Source organism: Pseudomonas sp. EggHat1 (assembly GCF_014892995.1).
GTDB classification, from domain to species: domain Bacteria; phylum Pseudomonadota; class Gammaproteobacteria; order Pseudomonadales; family Pseudomonadaceae; genus Aquipseudomonas; species Aquipseudomonas chaetocerotis.
The window spans coordinates 161,058-179,838 of the sequence record NZ_JACKQK010000004.1; the positions used below are offsets into that span (position 1 = coordinate 161,058).

The 18,781-nt window shown below is 61.6% G+C and carries 17 protein-coding genes; 6 read left to right on the forward strand and 11 right to left on the reverse strand.

Annotated elements, in window-relative coordinates:
- Positions 1-50 precede the first annotated feature (50 nt).
- Together mfd and INS93_RS09090 are read left to right on the forward strand one after the other, a co-directional pair.
- Positions 51-3,488, forward strand: coding sequence for a transcription-repair coupling factor (gene mfd, locus INS93_RS09085; protein WP_192981133.1), 3,438 nt, complete (start codon positions 51-53; stop codon positions 3,486-3,488).
- 13 nt (positions 3,489-3,501) lie between these two features.
- A complete protein-coding gene (locus INS93_RS09090; protein WP_074855913.1) occupies positions 3,502-4,023 on the forward strand; it encodes a peptidoglycan binding protein CsiV in 522 nt (173 codons plus the stop codon).
- A 150-nt stretch (positions 4,024-4,173) separates the two neighbouring features.
- Here the strand turns inward: INS93_RS09090 and INS93_RS09095 are convergent, their stop codons facing one another.
- The 4 genes from INS93_RS09095 to INS93_RS09110 are packed head-to-tail and all read right to left on the reverse strand — an operon-like array spanning position 4,174 to position 7,217.
- Positions 4,174-4,911, reverse strand: coding sequence for an S-methyl-5'-thioinosine phosphorylase (locus INS93_RS09095; RefSeq protein WP_074855911.1), 738 nt, complete (start codon positions 4,909-4,911; stop codon positions 4,174-4,176).
- A gap of 10 nt (positions 4,912-4,921) precedes the next feature.
- On the reverse strand, positions 4,922-5,920 hold the full coding sequence (nagZ, locus tag INS93_RS09100) for a beta-N-acetylhexosaminidase (RefSeq protein ID WP_192981134.1): 999 nt from the start codon (positions 5,918-5,920) through the stop codon (positions 4,922-4,924).
- Between the two features lie 12 nt (positions 5,921-5,932).
- Positions 5,933-6,460, reverse strand: coding sequence for a L,D-transpeptidase (locus tag INS93_RS09105; protein ID WP_074855907.1), 528 nt, complete (start codon positions 6,458-6,460; stop codon positions 5,933-5,935).
- Between the two features lie 49 nt (positions 6,461-6,509).
- A complete protein-coding gene (locus INS93_RS09110; RefSeq protein WP_074855905.1) occupies positions 6,510-7,217 on the reverse strand; it encodes a TetR/AcrR family transcriptional regulator in 708 nt (235 codons plus the stop codon).
- 228 nt (positions 7,218-7,445) lie between these two features.
- On the opposite strand from INS93_RS09110, the gene lexA reads away from it, so the two are divergent.
- Together lexA and sulA are read left to right on the forward strand one after the other, a co-directional pair.
- Positions 7,446-8,060: a transcriptional repressor LexA gene (gene lexA / locus INS93_RS09115; RefSeq protein WP_074855904.1), complete on the forward strand. Its 615-nt coding sequence runs from the start codon at positions 7,446-7,448 to the stop codon at positions 8,058-8,060.
- A 9-nt stretch (positions 8,061-8,069) separates the two neighbouring features.
- Positions 8,070-8,543, forward strand: coding sequence for an SOS-induced cell division inhibitor SulA (sulA, locus tag INS93_RS09120; protein ID WP_192981135.1), 474 nt, complete (start codon positions 8,070-8,072; stop codon positions 8,541-8,543).
- A gap of 74 nt (positions 8,544-8,617) precedes the next feature.
- On the opposite strand, the gene INS93_RS09125 is transcribed toward sulA, so the two are convergent.
- From INS93_RS09125 to fadB, 6 genes are all read right to left on the reverse strand, one after another.
- On the reverse strand, positions 8,618-8,854 hold the full coding sequence (locus INS93_RS09125) for a hypothetical protein (protein WP_074855901.1): 237 nt from the start codon (positions 8,852-8,854) through the stop codon (positions 8,618-8,620).
- 80 nt (positions 8,855-8,934) lie between these two features.
- Positions 8,935-9,453 carry a DUF6586 family protein gene (locus tag INS93_RS09130; RefSeq protein ID WP_192981139.1) on the reverse strand — a complete coding sequence of 173 codons (519 nt, stop codon included), beginning with the start codon at positions 9,451-9,453 and terminating at the stop codon, positions 8,935-8,937.
- Between the two features lie 128 nt (positions 9,454-9,581).
- Positions 9,582-12,191, reverse strand: a complete 2,610-nt coding sequence (topA, locus tag INS93_RS09135; protein WP_160020385.1) for a type I DNA topoisomerase — start codon at positions 12,189-12,191, stop codon at positions 9,582-9,584.
- Positions 12,192-12,433: 242 nt separating this feature from the next.
- Positions 12,434-12,676, reverse strand: coding sequence for a DUF1653 domain-containing protein (locus INS93_RS09140; protein WP_074855894.1), 243 nt, complete (start codon positions 12,674-12,676; stop codon positions 12,434-12,436).
- Positions 12,677-12,749: 73 nt separating this feature from the next.
- Entirely contained in the window at positions 12,750-13,925 is a 1,176-nt protein-coding gene (gene fadA / locus INS93_RS09145; RefSeq protein ID WP_192981141.1) for an acetyl-CoA C-acyltransferase FadA, read from the reverse strand.
- A 30-nt stretch (positions 13,926-13,955) separates the two neighbouring features.
- On the reverse strand, positions 13,956-16,103 hold the full coding sequence (fadB, locus tag INS93_RS09150; RefSeq protein WP_160020387.1) for a fatty acid oxidation complex subunit alpha FadB: 2,148 nt from the start codon (positions 16,101-16,103) through the stop codon (positions 13,956-13,958).
- 469 nt (positions 16,104-16,572) lie between these two features.
- On the opposite strand from fadB, the gene INS93_RS09155 reads away from it, so the two are divergent.
- Positions 16,573-17,394 (forward strand): hypothetical protein, encoded by an 822-nt coding sequence (locus tag INS93_RS09155; RefSeq protein WP_192981143.1) that lies wholly within the window; start codon positions 16,573-16,575, stop codon positions 17,392-17,394.
- A 149-nt stretch (positions 17,395-17,543) separates the two neighbouring features.
- Complete coding sequence (locus INS93_RS09160) at positions 17,544-17,993, forward strand: universal stress protein (protein ID WP_017677654.1); 450 nt, start codon at positions 17,544-17,546, stop codon at positions 17,991-17,993.
- A gap of 89 nt (positions 17,994-18,082) precedes the next feature.
- Here the strand turns inward: INS93_RS09160 and INS93_RS09165 are convergent, their stop codons facing one another.
- Entirely contained in the window at positions 18,083-18,769 is a 687-nt protein-coding gene (locus tag INS93_RS09165; RefSeq protein WP_003462081.1) for a DUF6901 family protein, read from the reverse strand.
- Positions 18,770-18,781: the final 12 nt, after the last annotated feature.

An 18,781-nucleotide genomic window follows, 5' to 3' on the forward strand; every position in this document is an offset into this window, starting at 1 on the left:
ACCAAGCCCCGCTACAATTCCCGGCCTTTCGTCACGACCGTGAGCCGCCCGTGTCCGTACTGCGTCTTCCGTCTCTACCGGCCAGCGCCGGCAAACAACAGTGGGGCAACCTGCCTGGCGCCGCCCTGTCCCTGACCATCGCCGAAGCGGCCAGCGGTGCTGGACGCTTCACGTTGGTGCTCACCGAAGGCAGCCAGAGCGCCGAGCGGCTGCAGGAAGAACTGGCGTTCTTCGCCCCCGATCTGCCAGTGCTGCACTTTCCCGACTGGGAAACCCTGCCCTACGACGTCTTCTCGCCGCACCAGGACATCATCTCGCAACGCATCGCGGCGCTCTATCGCCTGCCGCAACTGAGCCGTGGCATCCTCGTAGTGCCGATCACCACCGCCCTACACCGCCTGGCCCCCAAGCGCTTCCTGCTGGGTGGCAGCCTGGCGCTGGATGTCGGCCAGAAACTCGATGTGGAGCAGATGCGCACGCGCCTGGAGGCCGCCGGCTACCGTTGCGTCGATACGGTGTACGAGCATGGCGAGTTCGCCGTGCGCGGCGCATTGATCGATCTATTCCCGATGGGCAGTGAAACGCCCTACCGCATCGACCTGTTCGACGACGAAATCGAAACCCTGCGCACCTTCGACCCCGAGACCCAGCGCTCGGTGGACAAGGTCGAGTCGATCCGCCTGCTTCCGGCGCGTGAATTTCCGCTGGAAAAGAAAGCCGTCACCGAYTTTCGTGGGCGTTTCCGCGAGCGCTTCGACGTGGATTTCCGTCGCTGCCCGATCTATCAGGACCTTTCCACCGGCATCACCCCAGCCGGCATCGAATACTACCTGCCGCTGTTCTTCGAAGAGACGGGCACCCTGTTCGACTACCTGCCAGGCGACACCCAGGTGTTCTCTCTACCCGGCATCGAGAAGGCCGCCGAACACTTCTGGACCGATGCGCGCAACCGTTATGAGGATCGCCGGGTCGATCCGGAACGCCCGCTGCTGCCACCTGCCGACATTTTCCTGCCGGTCGAGGACTGCTTCGCCCGCCTGAAGAGCTGGCCGCGAGTGGTGGTCAACCAGGACGACATCGAGCCCGGCGTCGGCCAGACACGCTTCGACGCACGCGCCCTGCCCGACCTGGCGATTCAGGCCAAGGCTGGCGAGCCGCTGGCGGCGCTGCGCCGCTTTATCGAAGAATATCCGGGCCGCGTGCTGTTCTGCGCCGAATCGGCCGGTCGCCGCGAAGTGCTGCTGGAGCTGCTCGCCCGTCTCAAGCTCAAGCCCAGGGAAGTCGAAGGCTGGCCGGCTTTCGTCGCAAGCCCTGAACGTCTCAACATCTGCATCGCGCCCCTGGATGAGGGTCTGCTGCTCGACGACCTGGCGCTGATCGCCGAGAGCCCGCTGTTCGGCCAGCGCGTCATGCAGCGTCGCCGCCGCGAAAAAGGCCGTGAAGGCGGCGATAACGTGATCAAGAACCTCACCGAGCTGCGCGAAGGCGCGCCGGTGGTGCATATCGATCACGGCGTCGGCCGCTACCTTGGCTTGGTGACCATGGAGTTCGACGGCCAGGCCGCCGAATTCCTCGCCCTGCAGTACGCCGACGAAGCCAAACTTTATGTGCCGGTGGCCAGCCTGCACCTGATCGCTCGCTACACCGGCAGCGACGATGCCCTGGCACCGCTGCACCGCCTTGGCTCGGAGGTTTGGCAGAAGGCCAAGCGCAAGGCAGCCGAGCAAGTGCGCGATGTTGCCGCCGAACTGCTCGACATCTACGCCCGTCGCGCCGCCCGCGAAGGCTTCGCCTTCCAGGACCCGGCGCTGGACTACGCCACCTTCAGCGCCGGCTTCCCCTTCGAGGAAACCCCGGATCAGCAGACCGCCATCGATGCAGTGCGCGCCGACATGCTCGCCGGTAAACCCATGGATCGCCTGGTCTGCGGCGACGTCGGCTTCGGCAAGACTGAAGTGGCCATGCGTGCGGCCTTCATCGCCGTGCATAGCGGCAAGCAGGTCGCCGTGCTGGTGCCCACGACCCTGCTCGCCCAGCAGCACTACAACAGCTTCCGCGACCGCTTCGCCGACTGGCCGGTGAAGGTCGAGGTGATGAGCCGCTTCAAGAGTGCCAGGGAAGTCGACGAGGCCGTGCAGCAACTGGCCGAAGGCAAGGTGGATATCGTCATCGGCACGCACAAGTTGCTGCAGGATGACGTCAAGTTCCACAACCTCGGCCTGGCCATCATCGACGAGGAACACCGCTTCGGCGTACGCCAGAAAGAACAGCTCAAGGCGCTGCGCAGTGAGGTGGACATCCTCACCCTGACCGCCACGCCGATCCCGCGCACGCTGAACATGGCTGTAGCCGGTATGCGCGACCTGTCGATCATCGCCACGCCGCCGGCACGCCGCCTCTCGGTGCGCACCTTCGTCATGGAAAGCAACAAGCCGACCATCAAGGAAGCGCTGCTGCGCGAGCTGCTGCGCGGTGGCCAGGTGTACTACCTGCACAACGATGTAAAGACCATCGAAAAATGCGCCGCCGATCTGGCCGAACTGGTGCCCGAGGCGCGTATCGGCATCGGTCACGGGCAGATGCGCGAACGCGATCTCGAGCAGGTGATGAGTGACTTCTACCACAAGCGCTTCAACGTGCTGGTGGCCTCGACCATCATCGAAACCGGCATCGATGTGCCCAGTGCCAACACCATCATCATCGACCGCGCCGACAAGTTCGGCCTGGCCCAGCTGCACCAGTTGCGCGGCCGTGTCGGTCGCAGCCACCACCAGGCATACGCCTACCTGCTCACCCCGCCGCGCAAGCAGATGACCCCGGATGCGGAAAAACGCCTGGAGGCCATCGCCAACGCCCAGGACCTGGGCGCCGGCTTCGTCCTGGCCACCCATGATCTGGAAATTCGCGGCGCCGGCGAACTGCTTGGCGACGGCCAAAGCGGCCAGATTCAGGCCGTCGGCTTCACCCTCTACATGGAAATGCTCGAGCGTGCGGTCAAGGCCATTCAGAAAGGCGAACAACCGAACCTCGACCAGCCACTGGGCGGCGGCCCGGAGATCAACCTACGTGTACCGGCGCTGATCCCCGAGGACTACCTGCCCGACGTGCACAGCCGCCTGATCCTCTACAAACGCATCGCCAACGCCAGCGACGAGGACGGCCTCAAGGAGCTGCAGGTGGAAATGATCGACCGCTTCGGCCTGCTACCGGAGCCGACCAAGAACCTGATGCGCCTGACCCTCCTCAAGCTGCAGGCCGACAAGCTGGGTATCACCAAGGTGGATGCAGGACCGCAAGGAGGACGCATCGAGTTCGCCGCGGAAACCTGCGTCGACCCGCTGACGCTGATCAAGCTGATCCAGGCTCAGCCAAAACGCTACAAATTCGAAGGCGCCACCGTCTTCAAGATCCAGGTACCGATGGAGCGGACGGAAGAGCGCTTCAACACCCTGGAAGCCCTGCTCGAGCGCCTCGCGCCCACCACCTGAAGGACTCACATACATGCGCCCACTGCACTTGATCGCCCTGCTGCTCTGCCTGCTGGCACCGAGCGCCTTTGCCGAACGCCTTTATCAGGTCGAATTGCTGGTATTCCGCCAGGCCGGCGAACCTGTCGTCGCGCCCAAAGTGGCACCGGACGACTGGGCGGGCACGGCATTGCCGATCACCGGTAACGAACGCCCGACAACGCTCGATGGCGAGGCGGCCAAGCTCAATCCGGGCAGTGGCTATCAGGTATTGCTGCACAAGGCCTGGAGCCAAACCATCGGCAGCTCGCCGAGCCGAATGGCCGTCAGCAGCGGTGAAGAGCGCTTCGGCCATCACGTGGTCGAAGGCACCCTGAGCTTTACTCAGGAGCGCTTTGCCGACCTGGACCTGGAGCTGTGGATCAACCAATTCAGCGTCGACGGCCTGCTCGAGAGCAGCGAGCACATGAAAGTGGCCCAGCGCCTGAAGGACAACAGCCTGACCTACCTGGACCATGGCAGCCTGGGCGCACTGGTACGCATTAGCCCGCTCTGAGCGGAAATCTGATGCCACCAGGCCTTCCGCAGGAGCCCCAGGACGAAGTTTTTCAAGTGCGCGCCGCCCTGATTCGCGGCGAGGCGCCGTGCCTGCAGATTCGGCGCGTCGACGCCTGACTAACGGGCATTGGCCGCTGTCTCTATAGAGCTAGTTACTCAGCACACGCGCCAGCACCGCCTTGACCGTTCCCATGCCCTGCTCGATCACTCGCTCGATCTCGGCCATGGTGATCAAGGCACTGGATTTCCCCGCCGCCGGATTCACCACCAGCGCCAGGCAGGCATAGGGCAGCGCCAATTCGCGCGCCAATACCGCTTCGGGCATGCCGGTCATGCCTACCAGGTCGCAGCCATCGCGCTCCATGCGGGCGATTTCCGCCGCCGTTTCCAGTCGCGGCCCCTGAGTGCAGCCATAGATTCCGTGATCGCTGAATGCCGCATTTTCGGCCCGCAGCGCCGCCACCAACGCCTCGCGTAGTTGCTTGTCGTACGGCTGACTGAAATCGACGTGGGTCACGTGCTCCAGATCGCCTTCGTAAAAGGTGTGCGCACGCCCGGAGGTGTAATCGATGATCTGATGTGGCACGCAGAAATGCCCAGCGCCCATGGCAGCATGAATCCCCCCCACCGCATTGACCGCGACAATGGCCTTGGCGCCGGCCTGCTTGAGCGCCCAGAGGTTGGCCCGGTAGTTCACCTGATGCGGCGCAATCCGGTGCGGTTGGCCATGACGGGCGAGAAACAGCACTTCGCGCCCGGCGTAACTGCCGCGCAGGATATCGGCCGAGGGCGCCCCGTAAGGGGTATCCAGCGGAAGCGCTTCGTGAATCGTCAAGCCCTCCAACTGGGTCAAGCCGGTACCACCGATAATGGCGTAGACAGTCATTGGCAGATCCTCAGTCAAGCAACTGGGCGGCTCTCAGGGCCGCCACAGCGGTAAGCCAGCGTGGGGCCTGGCGGTATTCGGTAGTGGCATGAGCACGGCCACGCATGCGTTCGAGGCGCGCAGGCGGCGTCACCCGCAGACGCTGCAACGCACTGAGCGCCAGCTCGGCCGAAGCGCGGTCATTGCACACCAGGCCCATATCGCAACCCGCAGCGAGCGCCGCCTCGATACGCTTGCCGGCATCACCGACCACGTGGGCACCCGCCATGGACAGGTCATCGCTGAAGATCACACCCTCGAAGCCCAGCTCGCCACGCAAGATGTCCTGCAACCAGCGACGGGAGAAGCCAGCCGGTTGTTCGTCAACCTGAGAATAGATGACATGCGCCGGCATCACGGCATCGAGCTCGTGCACCAGACGCTTGAACGGCTGCATGTCGCAAGCGCGGATTTCATCGAGACTGCGCTCGTCGAGCGGGATGGCGACATGAGAGTCAGCCTCGGCCCAGCCGTGCCCGGGGAAGTGTTTGCCGGTAGCTGCCATCCCCGCCTGATGCATGCCACGAATGAAAGCGGCTGCCAGCGTGGTGGCCCGTTGCGGATCCCCCTCGAAGGCACGACTGCCCACCACCGCACTGCGCTGGTGGTCGAGATCCAGTACCGGCGCAAAACTCAGGTCCAGGCCAACCGCCAACACCTCGGTCGCCATCAACCAGCCGCAGTGCTCGGCCAGCACCTCGGCATTGTCGTTGTCGGCGATGGCGCGCATCGCCGGCAAGCGCACAAAGCCCTGGCGCAGACGCTGCACCCGTCCACCTTCCTGGTCCACCGCCAGCAGCAGGTCCGGGCGCACCGCACGGATGCTCTGGCACAGCTCGCGCACCTGACGCGGCGATTCGATGTTGCGGGCAAAAATGATCAGACCACCCACTTCGGGCTGGCGCAGAATCTGGCGATCCTCAGCGGTCAACCAGGTGCCGGCGATGTCCATCATCAAAGAGCCTTGCATGAGTCTATTTCCTCAGGTGAAGTCTTGGTCTGCAGCCCACTGCGGGCACGGCGCCTCATCGATACGCACTTTGCAATGCAGCGGTACGCACTCGAAAAGCGCCAGCATGTCGGCGTTACGCAAACGAATGCAGCCATGGGACAACGGCGTCCCCATAGGTTCCGTATCCGGCGTGCCATGCAGATAGATATAACGGCGAAAGGTGTCGACCTCGCCCAGGCGATTGCGCCCCGACTCAAGACCGCTCAGCCAGAGAATACGGGTGAGAATCCAGTCGCGGCCAGGAAACTGCTCGTGCAGCTCAGGTGACCACACTTCCCCCGTCCAGCGACGACTGCGCAATACGGCCGCCAGAGGCAAACCAGCGCCGATTTTCGCGCGCACCTGATGCAGCCCGCGCGGCGTACAACCTGAGCCGTTAAGCTCACCCGCCCCAACGAGCGCCGTGGAGACAGGCAAGCTCAGCAGCAGCCGCCCGGCACTGAAGCCGTAGAGCGCCTGATCGGCAATGGAGATATGGAGTAGATCTAGATCGGACATGGGCCGCTAGCTTAGCCGAAGGGCGAAGCCAAGCCCACCTGCCGCCAGGTCAAACCTTGGGCGCGGCGCTGGGTGTCTTGCTGCGCGGCTTGAGTTGCGCGCCGGCCAACGCCGGATCGGCGATACCCGTTTCCGAACGCATGCCGGCAGCCAGAAACGGCACCATCATGCGCATCACCTGCTCGATCGAGGTGTTGACGCCGAAATCGGTCTCGGCCATCGCGCGCAAAGCCTTGATACCGGACATGCTGAACGCCGCGGCACCGAGCATGAAGTGCACGCGCCAGAACAGCTCCAGTGGTGGAATACGCGGCGCAGCCTCATGCACCAGCAGCATGTAGCGACGGAACACCTTGCCGTAGACCTCTTCCAGATACTTGCGCAAGTGACCCTGGCTCTGGCTGAAGGCCAAACCGAGCAGACGCATGAAAATGGACAGGTCGTTACCGCTGCGCGGCTTCACAGCCAGGGCCTGTTCGACCAGGAGTTCGAGCAACTCCTCCAGGGAAACCTGGGTTTCGGACTTGGCCTGACGGCGATCGAGTTCCTTTTCCAGGCTGGCACAGAAGGGCCCGAGGAAACGCGAGAAAACCGCCTGAATCAGCGCCTTCTTCGAACCGAAGTGGTAGTTGACGGCAGCCAGGTTGACCCCAGCCTTGCTGGTGATCAGGCGTAGCGAGGTCTCGGCGAAGCCTTTTTCCGCGAACAGCTGCTCCGCAGCATCGAGAATGCGTTCAACGGTTTCCGACTGAGCCATGAGCTATCACCTGACAAACACTTGTTTGAAACATACGTTTCATCCCACTGAATTGTCAAGCCGCATGAGCCGTCTTTTGGCCGGTGGGTCACAGCTTACAACAAGCAGAGACGCAGATGACCCGGCATGGGTAACAAGCCGGGCGACAGGCCTTCGCAAAATGGGCGTTGCCAAGCTCCGATTACTGTATATAATTCCAGTCACTGTATAAAAAGACAGAGCCCAGCCATGCTGAAACTGACGCCACGCCAAGCCGAGATCCTCGCCTTCATCAAACGCTGCCTGGAAGACAACGGCTACCCACCTACCCGCGCGGAAATCGCTCAGGAACTGGGGTTCAAATCGCCCAATGCCGCAGAAGAGCACCTCAAGGCCCTCGCACGCAAGGGGGCCATCGAGATGACGCCAGGCGCTTCACGCGGCATCCGCATTCCCGGCTTCGAGGCAGGTGCCGCGAATGAGGATACGGGCCTCCCGGTAATCGGCCGTGTCGCCGCCGGCGCACCGATCCTTGCACAGCAACATGTCGAGGAATCCTGCCAGATCAACCCGGCGTTCTTTCAGCCCAAAGCCGATTACCTGCTGCGCGTACGCGGTATGAGCATGAAAGACATCGGCATCTTCGATGGTGATCTGCTCGCCGTGCACACCACCCGGGAAGCCCGCAATGGCCAGATCGTCGTCGCCCGTATCGACGATGAAGTGACGGTCAAACGCTTCAAGCGCGAGGGCAACAAGGTCTGGCTGATTGCCGAGAACCCTGAATTCGCACCGATCGAAGTGGACCTGGAACACCAGGATCTGGTCATCGAAGGTTTGAGCGTCGGTGTAATCCGCCGCTGAGGAGACACCATGCACGTGCAGCAGTCGTTCGAGCGTCCACAACTTCCCCTTTTCGACGCCTTTCTCGCCAGAACGTCGAGTGAGCCACGGTTAGCGACCGGTGATATCTCTCGCAACGAGGATGATCAGGCGTTCAGCGAACTGGCTCTACGTGGCGCTGCCGGCCACTGCCTGCACTTGCTGGCCCCGATTCTGCGCGAGCTGAGCGAGAACCAGGATGCGCGCTGGCTGACCCTGGTAGCACCACCAGCCAGCCTTACGCAAAGCTGGCTGCGCGAGGCAGGCCTGAACCGTGAGCGCATTCTCCTGCTGCATCCACGGCAGGGGCAGAATGCCATGGCATTGGCGGAAGAAGCCCTGAAGCTCGGCCGCAGCCATACCGTGATCAGTTGGCTGCATCCGGTCGAGAGCAGCACTCGCCAGCGCCTTGCACGGGCCGCCAATGCAGGTGGCGCGCAGAGCCTGAATATCAGCCTGGGTTGAACTCGCTACAATTTCATCTGCGTAAATGAAAACGGGGCTCCATTGGAGCCCCGTTTTCGTCGAACCGTGGCGACTCAGTGGAGAACACGTGCGCCTTCTTCTTCACCACTGAAATCACCCTCAGCCATTCGACCGGCCATCTGCACGCCAACATTGAGCATGGCCTTGGCCACCTCGATATGCTGACCCTGCAGGAAAGCCTTGGCATCAGCAGAGAAGTCCAGAGTCACCAGAGCCTCTTCATCCTCTGCGCGACGCAGGGCAATACGCCCATCGGGCAGTTCGACGATTTCCAGGAAGGATGTAGGCATGGCTCAGTCTCTGTGCAAAAACACGACATTGTAACAGTCAGCCGGGGTCATCCCCAGCCCACTGGTCCAGTTAAACCCAATCAGCACTCGCTGAGGCCTTCGCGAAAGCGCAGCACCAGAGCCTTGAGCTGCTGACGCCAGGCATCGACATCATCAATGCTCAGCTCAGCCGGCTCTTCTCCAACGCTGATGGCTGTGATCAAGGGCAGGGATGGATCGACCTTGGCCTTGCGCTCCTCACGCGGCGGCTGGAACAGCGCAGCGTAGGCAGCCAGCAACTCGGCCAGCCAGGTTTCGCGCTGCTGCGCCAATTCGACCAACTCAGCCAGCTCTGGGCTGGGCGAGCCGTCGAGCACCGCCTGCTGCACGAAGGCCTCGACACGCGAAGGCGTCGCGTCGCTCATGCGGTAATAGCCGGCGATTTCATGACACAGCCCGAGCAGCCCGCCATAGAGGTGAAACAGCACTGCCTCGCGCTCGGCCTGCGCCAGCGCCTGCACATTGAATGCGGATGAGGCTTCAGCCTTGCGCCAGTTATCCAGGGCAATACCGGCGAAGAAAATCTTCTGGTTGGTACGGGTATAGATTTCTTTGGCCATTACGGCGACCTCCACAGCAGATCGGGTCATGATACGCGCGTCTGCCCTGCCTGACGCGCATCTCATCAGGCACTCAGGGCGTCGCTGTTACGACGCCAGGCCGACGCGCGGCAGATCGTGACCAAACGCTAGCGCTTGTCCTCGACCTTCCATTTGCCACCATCGAAGAACGCACGCCAGCCGGTCGGCTTGCCATCTACCTCGGACTGCACGTACTGCTCCTTGGTCTTGCGGCTGTAGCGAATCACCGCCGGGCGGCCATCCGGGTCCTTCTGCGGGGCATCGCAGAGGAAGTGGTACTTGGGGTCGATCTCGTGCTTGTGCGGGACGATCTCAAGCACCAGCGGCGCACGCGTCTCGCGGTTCTTGGGGAACTGGCTGGCTGCGAGGAACAGGCCCGACGCGCCGTCGCGCAGCACGTAGGTGTCGTCCACCTTCTCGCACTTGAGCTCCGGCATATCCACCTTGTCCATCTTCGGCGGCGCCGCTTCACCGTTCTTGAGCAACTTGCGGGTGTTCTTGCAGCTGGCATTGGTGCAACCGAAGAACTTGCCGAAACGGCCGGTCTTGAGCTGCATCTGGCTACCGCACTTGTCGCACTCCAGGCTCGGACCTTCGTAGCCTTTGATGCGGTATTGGCCCTGCTCGATCTCGTAGCCGCTGCAATCGGGATTGTTGCCGCAGATGTGCAACTTGCGGGTTTCATCCAGCAGATAGGCATCCATGGCCGTGGCGCAGATCGGGCAGCGATGCTTGCCGAGCAGCACCAGGGACTCGGACTCGCCCTCATCATCGGCAGCGATCTCATCGCCCGGTACCAGGTTGATGGTGGCCTTGCAGCGCTCCTTCGGTGGCAGCGCATAGCCCGAGCAACCGAGGAACACGCCAGTGGAGGCGGTGCGGATCATCATCGGCCGGCCGCACTCGCGGCATGGAATATCGGTCAGCGTCGGCTGGTTGGCACGCATGCCGCCCTCACCCGCCTCGGCAACTTCGAGCTTCTTCTTGAAATCACCGTAGAACTCGTCGAGCAGGTGCTTCCACTCGCGCTCGCCCTGGGCCACATCGTCGAGATGCTCTTCCATGGTGGCGGTAAAGCTGTAATCCATCAGGTTGGCGAAGCTCTCGTCGAGACGCTCGGTGACGATGTCACCCATCTTCTCAGCGTAGAAGCGACGGTTGTGCACCGTAACGTAGCCACGATCCTGAATGGTGGAAATGATCGCCGCATAAGTGGACGGACGACCAATCCCGCGCTTTTCCAGCTCCTTGACCAGGCTCGCTTCGGAATAACGCGCAGGCGGCTTGGTGAAGTGCTGGCTGGGGTCAAGCTGGATCAGCTTGAGACCCTCGCCTTCCTTCATTTCCGGCAGGACGTCGTCCTCGCCCGGTTTGCTCTGCTGCGGCAGCACGCGTGTGTAACCATCGAACTTGAGGATGCGACCCTTGGCGCGCAGCTCGAAATTGCCAGCAGCAACTGTGACGCTGGTGGACAAGTACTCGGCCGGCGGCATCTGGCAGGCGACGAACTGACGCCAGATCAGGTCATACAGACGCTCGGCATCACGCTCCATGCCAGACAGCTGGGTCGGGCGCAGGTTGACGTCGGACGGACGAATCGCTTCGTGCGCCTCCTGAGCGCCCTCCTTGCTCGAGTACAGGATCGGCTTGCCCGGCAGGTACTTGTCGCCGTACTCGCTACCGATGAAGCCACGCACCATCTCCACGGCGTCGTTCGACAGGTTGGTCGAGTCGGTACGCATATAGGTGATGTAGCCAGCTTCGTACAAACGCTGAGCCATCATCATGGTCTTCTTCACCCCGAAGCCCAGGCGGTTGCTCGCAGCCTGCTGCAGGGTGGAGGTAATGAAGGGTGCCGACGGCTTGCTGCTGGTCGGGCGGTCTTCGCGCTTGACCACGCTATAGCTGGAAGCCTTGAGCTTCTCCAGCGCGGCCATGGCCTGCGCTTCATTGACTGGTTTGAAGGCTGCGCCACTTTCGCGCACCACCTCGAAACGCACCTTGGCGTTCTTCGCGGTGCCGAGGTCGGCATGCACTTCCCAGTACTCTTCCGGGACGAAGGCGCGAATCTCTTTCTCGCGCGCAACGACCAGCTTCACGGCCACCGACTGCACACGACCGGCAGACAGGCCACGTGCGATCTTGGCCCACAGCAGCGGCGAGACCATGTAGCCCACCACGCGGTCGAGGAAGCGCCGCGCCTGCTGGGCATTGACGCGGTTGATGTCCAGCTCGCCCGGTTTGGAGAAGGCTTCCTGAATCGCCTTCTTGGTGATCTCGTTGAACACCACGCGCTTGTAGCGGCTGTCATCACCACCGATGGATTCGCGCAGGTGCCAGGCAATGGCTTCCCCTTCGCGATCCAAGTCGGTTGCGAGATAGATGGTGTCGGCATCCTTGGCCAGGCGGCGCAGTTCTTCGATCACCTTTTCCTTGCCGGGGAGGATCTCGTACTTGGCCTTCCAGCCGTGCTCGGGGTCGACCCCCATACGGCTGAACAGCTGGCGTTTGGCCTTTTCCTTGGGCGACAGCGCAGGCGCTTCACCAGCAGCAGCCTTGCCGCGCTTGGCAGGCTCCTTGGTGGCGCTTGCCGAGCCGCTGGTAGGCAGGTCACGGATGTGGCCGATGCTCGACTTCACCACGTACTGGCTGCCCAGGTACTTGTTGATGGTCTTGGCCTTGGCCGGGGATTCCACGATGACCAGCGATTTGCCCATGGATCAGAAGATTCCTGAATTGCGAAATATAGAAGGCACGAAGCCGAGGGTTTTTACAAAGCAGCGAGCGAAGGTCAGGCAAGGCGAAAACAGTCGAAAAAGCGCAGTGTACGAACTGTACATGAGCATTTTGAGGCTGGTTTCAACGCAGCATGGCCGAGAGCAGCAATTTGTAGACGCCCTCTAAGGCCCCGCTATATATAGTGGTGACCAAGCGAAGGTCAAGCGCAGGGGCTGCGCAGTCAGACTTGCGAAGCGCCGATGGGGCTGACTTCGGCCTGAATCAAAGCAAAGCGTGGAACGCGCTCGCCGTCCACTTCGATCTCTTCACAGAACATGCTCAGCGGCCTTACCCACAAGCCAAACTCGCCATACAGCGCTTGGTAGACCACCACCTCTTCCTCGTTCTCGGAATGGCGGGCCACCCCGAATACGCGGTACTGCGGACCTTTGTAGTGGCGATAGAGTCCTGGCTGCAACTGCATGAGCGGTTCCCAATATAAAAAGCCGTAAAAAGCAAAACCGGGGCACTGGGCCCCGGTTTCTGTCCGCTGACGCTTAAACGCGCTCGAAGACGGTGGTGATGCCTTGGCCAAGGCCCACGCACATGGTGGAGACACCCAAGGTGCCGCCGTTCTGTTTCATGACGTTGAGCAGGGTACCGGAGATACGGGCACCGGAACAACCGAAGGGGTGACCCAGGGCGATCGCGCCGCCGTGCAGGTTGACCTTCTCTTCCATCTTGTCGAGCAGCTTCAGGTCCTTCAGCACAGGCAGGGCCTGGGCGGCGAAGGCTTCGTTGAGCTCCACGAAATCGATGTCAGCCATGCTCAGACCGGCGCGCTTGAGCGCCTTCTGGGTGGACGGCACCGGACCATAACCCATGATCGCAGGATCGACACCGGCAACGGCCATTGCGCGAACCACGGCCATCGGGGTGATACCCAGGTCCTGGGCACGCTGGGCGCTCATGACGATCATGCAGGAAGCACCGTCGGTGATCTGCGAGGAAGTACCTGCAGTCACGGTACCGCCTTTCGGGTTGAAGGCAGGTTTCAGGGCAGCCAGGCTCTCGAGGGTGGTTTCCGGACGAATGGTTTCGTCGAAGTCGTACACCTTCAGGAAACCGTTCTCGTCGTAGCCTTGCATCGGGATGATTTCATCCTTGAACTTGCCTTCGACGGTGGCCTTGTGCGCGAGACGGTGCGAGCGCTCACCGAAGGCGTCCTGCGCCTCACGGCTGATGCCATGCATCTTGCCCAGCATTTCTGCGGTCAGGCCCATCATGCCGGACGCCTTGGCGGCGTACAGCGACAGGTGCGGGTTCGGGTCGACGCCATGCATCATGCCAACGTGGCCCATGTGCTCCACACCGCCGACGACAAACACGTCGCCGTTGCCGGTCTGGATCGCCTGCACGGCAGTGTGCAGGGCGCTCATGGACGAACCGCACAGGCGGCTGACGGTCTGGCCGGCACTGGTGTGCGGGATCTGGGTCATCAGCGATGCCATGCGTGCGATGTTCCAGCCCTGCTCCAGGGTCTGGTTGACGCAGCCCCAGATCACGTCCTCGACTTCAGCCGGGTCGATCTTGGCGTTGCGCTCCAGCACTTTGCTGATCAGGTGCGCGGACATGGTCTCGGCGCGGGTGTTACGGTGCATGCCGCCCTTGGAACGACCCATCGGGGTACGACCGAAGTCGACGATCACTGCATCTCTAGGATTCAGGCTCATATTTCTACTCTCGCTCTGTTCGCTGCACGATTAACCGAAGAACTTCTGGCCATTGGCGGCCATTTCGCGAAGTTTTGCGGTCGGGTGGTACAGGGCGCCCAGCTCGGCATACTTGTCAGCCAGGGCGACGAATTCAGCAACACCGATGGAATCGATGTAGCGCAGCGCACCGCCACGGAAGGGAGGGAAGCCGATACCGTAGATCAGGCCCATGTCGGCCTCGGCTGCGGTGTCGACGATGCCGTCTTCCAGGCAACGAACGGTTTCCATGCACAGCGGGATCATCATGAAGTTGATGATGTCCTCGTCGGTGACTTCACGCTCTTCGACCACGATGGACTTGAGCAGCTCGTAAGCAGCCGGGTCGGTGACCTTCTTCGGCTTGCCGCGCTTGTCGGTCTCGTAGGCATAGAAGCCCTTGCCGTTCTTCTGACCCAGGCGATTGGCGTCGTACATCACGTCGACGGCAGTCTTGCCTTCGACAGCCATACGGTCCGGGAAGCCTTCAGCCATGACGTCACGGCCGTGGTGGCCGGTGTCGATGCCGACCACGTCAGAGAGGTAAGCCGGGCCCATGGGCCAGCCGAACTTCTCCATCACCTTGTCGATACGCACGAAGTCGACGCCGAAGCCCAGCAGCTTGGAGAAGCCGCCGAAGTACGGGAACAGCACGCGGTTGACCAAAAAGCCCGGGCAGTCGTTGACCACGATCGGGTTCTTGCCCATTTTCTTGGCGTAGGCAACGGTGGTGGCCACGGCCACTTCGCTGGACTTCTCGCCACGGATCACTTCCACCAGCGGCATCATGTGCACCGGGTTGAAGAAGTGCATGCCGACGAAGTTTTCCGGACGCTTGAGTGCCTGGGCCAGCAGGGAGATGGAGATGGTCGAGGTGTTGGAGGCCAGGATGGCGTCTTCACGCACCACGCCTTCCACTTCGGCCAGCACGATCTGCTTGACCTTGGGGTTCTCGACCACGGCTTCGACGACGATGTCGACGTTGCCGAAATCGCCGTAGGACATGGTCGGACGGATGGCGTTGAGGGCTTCGGCCATCTTCGCCGGAGTCATGCGGCCTTTCTCGACGCGCTTGCCGAGCAGCTTGGAAGCCTCGTTCAAGCCCATCTGGATACCCTCTTCACGGATATCCTTCATCAGGATCGGGGTGCCCTTGGAGGCCGACTGATAGGCGATGCCGCCACCCATGATGCCGGCGCCGAGTACGGCAGCCAGTTTCACGTCGCGAGCGATCTCGTCGTGGTGCTTGGCTTTCTTCTTCAATTCCTGATCATTGAGGAACAGACCGATCAGGCTCTCGGCAACCGAGGTCTTGGCCAGCTTGACGAAGCCGGTGGCCTCGACTTCCAGCGCCTTGTCACGGCCGAAGTTGGCGGCTTTCTGAATGGTCTTGATCGCCTCGACCGGAGCCGGGTAGTTCGGGCCGGCCTGGCCAGCAACGAAGCCCTTGGCGGTCTCGAAGCACATCATCTGCTCGATGGCGTTGAGCTTGAGCTTTTCCAGCTTGGGCTGACGCTTGGCCTTGTAGTCCAGCTCGCCGGAGATGGCGCGCTTGACCAGATCGAGAGCGGCGGCCTGCAGCTTGTCTGCACTGACCACGGCATCGACGGCGCCCACTTTCAGGGCGTCTTCGGCACGGTTTTCCTTGCCCGAAGCGATCCACTCCACGGCGTTATCGGTACCGATCACGCGCGGCAGGCGCACGGTGCCGCCGAAGCCCGGGTAGATGCCCAGTTTGACTTCCGGCAGGCCGATCTTGGCACTGGCGCTCATTACGCGATAGTCAGCGGCCAGGCACATCTCGAAACCGCCACCCAGGGCGATGCCGTTAATGGCGACGACGGTCGGCACGGCGAGGTCTTCGAAATCACTGAAGATCTTGTTGGCTTCCAGGTTGCCAGCCACCAGCTCTGCGTCGGGCAGTTTGAAGTTGTCGACGAACTCGGTGATATCGGCGCCGACGATGAACACGTCCTTGCCACTGGTGACAATCACGCCCTTGATCGAACCGTCAGCCTTGATCGCGTCGACGGAGGCGCGCAGCTCGTTGAGGGTAAGACGGTTGAATTTGTTGACGGACTCACCCTTGAGGTCGAACTTCAATTCGACGATGCCGCTCTCAAGAGCCTTAACCGTGATGGCTTTACCTTCGTAAATCATCAACTGATCTCCACGGTATGGAAGCTGAACAGTACACATCGGAGCCAACCGGCAGGCCAGCCCGCGGCAGCGCCGCACGAGCATAGCCCCAATCGGTACGACACACCCACCGACGCGATATTCGGGCTGCATATGGCGCGCCTAACAAGGCAAACGCTCAATTCATACGCCCGTTTGATTTGGGTGTGCACACCTTCAGGGAAAAGCCTGCACTTGTCAATTGGCCTCTTTTCGTCGATTTCCCGACGTTTTCTGCAGGCCCGGTCATTCGTGGCTTCCAGCCGTTTTCGATAAACAGCGTCAATAACGCACCATTGCGAGCGGTTTCCTGCTTGGTCCAGACACGCCGAGGCGCCTAGCCAAATCGTCCCGCTGCGGGTACAGTCGTCTCACTTTCAGCTGGCACAGCGCCACCTGAGGGCAACACAAAAACAAATCGAGCCCCACGATGGGCCATACGGAGTCACCAATGTCGAGCCGCCGTTCGCTTGCATTTCCCCTGAGCGCCCTGCTCCTTTTCGTCTTCATGTCGCTCTCCTCCACCTTGCTCAGCGCCGCGCCAGCCAATGATCTGCTGCGTCTGCACCAGCTGCGCCTGGCAACCCAGAAAAGTCTGGGCGATTTCTACATGTATAACGGCATGGAAGGCGACCAGCGCTACGCACGGATGATTGGCGAGTCCCTGCAGGAAGGCCAATCTCACTTGAACGATCTGGGCGAAATGCCCGGCGATGCGAGCAAGGCGCTACGCGCGCAGCTGCAAACCAATTGGCAAAGTTATCGCAGCGGGCTCCAGGCACTGATGGACGCCATGCGCGCCCAGGGTTTCACCGACCTGCAACCCGTCGCCGATCTGGCCGAGAACAACCAACGCATCATGGCCATCAGTCAGGAGCTGTATCAGAAGATTCAGCAGGAAAGCGGTTTCAGCGTACCGCAACTGACTCAGAAGAGCCGTGAGCAGAGCCTGCTGATGCAGAACATCGCCCTGGACTATGCTTCACGCAGTGCCTCGGTCGGCGCCAGCTTCTTCGGCGGCGGCGAAGAACGCGCCATTGACGAGCTTGCTGGCGAATTCGCCAGCAAGCTGGACAACCTCAGCGCCGCCCAGCAGAACACCCCGGAGATCAATGCGGCCCTGAACTCCATCGGCACCAAATGGCGTTACATCGAGAAATCCCTGCGCAACTACAACGAGAACACCGTACCTTTCCTGATCAGCAAGTATTCCGACAGCATCATCGAAGGACTGGAAGCCGTTGCCGCCCAGTACGCCACCAGCCAACACTGATGCTCCATGTTTCCGGCCTGCCTGGCCCAACTCTTGCCCGGTGCTAGCACCGGGCTTTTCTTTGCCTCTTTCACGACCAGTCGCCCTATCCCACACAATGGGGCCATACTTGAGACAGAGCCATTTGCCCCCTTGAGGAGGAGTTCACCATGCCCTACCAGCACATTCTGGTCGCCGTCGACCTGACCGAGGAATGCGACCCTGTCGTGACACGTGCGCAGAAGCTGGCGAAGGCCAGTGGCGCCAAGATGTCTCTGGTGCATATCGTCGAACCGATGGCCATGGCCTTCGGTGGTGACGTGCCGATGGATCTGTCCATGCTGCAACAACAGCAGTTCGAACAGGCCCGCGAGCGCCTGGACAGCTTCACTGGCAAATATCCCGAGCTGACCGCGGATCAGCGTCATCTGGCTTATGGCCAACCACGCCAGGAGATCCACCGCCTGGCCGAAGAGCAGGGTTGCGACCTGATCGTGGTCGGCAGCCATGGCCGCCACGGCCTGGCGCTGTTGCTGGGCTCGACCGCCAATGACGTACTGCATGGCGCGCCCTGCGATGTGCTCGCGGTGCGCCTGAAGAAAGGCGAAAAAGGCGCTTGAGATCGCGTCGCGGCTGAAGCCCCTCCCACAGTAGCCGCATTGGCTCTGCCCGTGGGAAGCGCTTCAGCGGCGAGCTTTTGGCTTCGGCCCTACTCGAACGAATCGCCCGCGCTCATGACCAGCGGGCGAATCTTCTGCAGCTGGGTTTCCAGCGACACCGTCATGCTCGATGACATCGAGAAGAAGGTGAGGAAGGCCTTGAGGTTGGAGTCACCTTCACAGGTGTCGTGAATGCGCTGCCAGAAAGCCTGATTGACCAGCTTCAGTTGCTGGAACAGGCGCACCAGCCCTTTCAGCTCCCAATCGGCCAGACGCCCCTCGCGCATGTTGAAATATTGCCGCGTCAGGTACAGCGATACCGCGCGCAGGATGAATTCCTGATTGTTGGCAAAGGGCAGATGGTGCTGCGCCATGGGTTTCAGGCGCGCCAGCACCGGACAGGCGCTAGTGGCCATGATGACCCCGAGCAGCGCACGCAGGCCCTCCTCCAGGCCGACCTGCTTGGTGTACTCACGCTCCGGTGTGCGCACCCAGACGCTGGCCTTCTTGAAAGCTGGCAGGCCACGAAAATCCTCGATCACCCGATGCAGATCGACCGCTGCCGGACAATGGCTGAACTGCTCGCGACTCAGCGGACAATTGCTGCATTGCTGATGCTCAAGGCGCGTCCAGGCGGGGGCCTGTTGCGCCTGGACGGGGTCATATTCGCGGTTCAGCTCGATCCGGTAGCTGAACTGATGATTGTCGTCGAGAGTAATGCGGTACTCGATGGCCATTGCCCGTTCGTT

Coding starts and splice junctions, on each gene's coding strand:
- topA (WP_160020385.1), bottom strand. CDS start 12,191: ATGGGCAAATCGCTGGTCATCGTGGAATCCCCGGCCAAGGCCAAGACC.
- INS93_RS09095 (WP_074855911.1), bottom strand. CDS start 4,911: ATGACTGTCTACGCCATTATCGGTGGTACCGGCTTGACCCAGTTGGAG.
- lexA (WP_074855904.1), top strand. CDS start 7,446: ATGCTGAAACTGACGCCACGCCAAGCCGAGATCCTCGCCTTCATCAAA.
- INS93_RS09165 (WP_003462081.1), bottom strand. CDS start 18,769: ATGGCCATCGAGTACCGCATTACTCTCGACGACAATCATCAGTTCAGC.
- fadB (WP_160020387.1), bottom strand. CDS start 16,103: ATGATTTACGAAGGTAAAGCCATCACGGTTAAGGCTCTTGAGAGCGGC.
- INS93_RS09140 (WP_074855894.1), bottom strand. CDS start 12,676: ATGCAGTTGCAGCCAGGACTCTATCGCCACTACAAAGGTCCGCAGTAC.
- INS93_RS09110 (WP_074855905.1), bottom strand. CDS start 7,217: ATGGCTCAGTCGGAAACCGTTGAACGCATTCTCGATGCTGCGGAGCAG.
- INS93_RS09130 (WP_192981139.1), bottom strand. CDS start 9,453: ATGGCCAAAGAAATCTATACCCGTACCAACCAGAAGATTTTCTTCGCC.
- INS93_RS09125 (WP_074855901.1), bottom strand. CDS start 8,854: ATGCCTACATCCTTCCTGGAAATCGTCGAACTGCCCGATGGGCGTATT.
- sulA (WP_192981135.1), top strand. CDS start 8,070: ATGCACGTGCAGCAGTCGTTCGAGCGTCCACAACTTCCCCTTTTCGAC.
- fadA (WP_192981141.1), bottom strand. CDS start 13,925: ATGAGCCTGAATCCTAGAGATGCAGTGATCGTCGACTTCGGTCGTACC.
- INS93_RS09155 (WP_192981143.1), top strand. CDS start 16,573: ATGTCGAGCCGCCGTTCGCTTGCATTTCCCCTGAGCGCCCTGCTCCTT.
- INS93_RS09160 (WP_017677654.1), top strand. CDS start 17,544: ATGCCCTACCAGCACATTCTGGTCGCCGTCGACCTGACCGAGGAATGC.
- nagZ (WP_192981134.1), bottom strand. CDS start 5,920: ATGCAAGGCTCTTTGATGATGGACATCGCCGGCACCTGGTTGACCGCT.
- INS93_RS09090 (WP_074855913.1), top strand. CDS start 3,502: ATGCGCCCACTGCACTTGATCGCCCTGCTGCTCTGCCTGCTGGCACCG.
- INS93_RS09105 (WP_074855907.1), bottom strand. CDS start 6,460: ATGTCCGATCTAGATCTACTCCATATCTCCATTGCCGATCAGGCGCTC.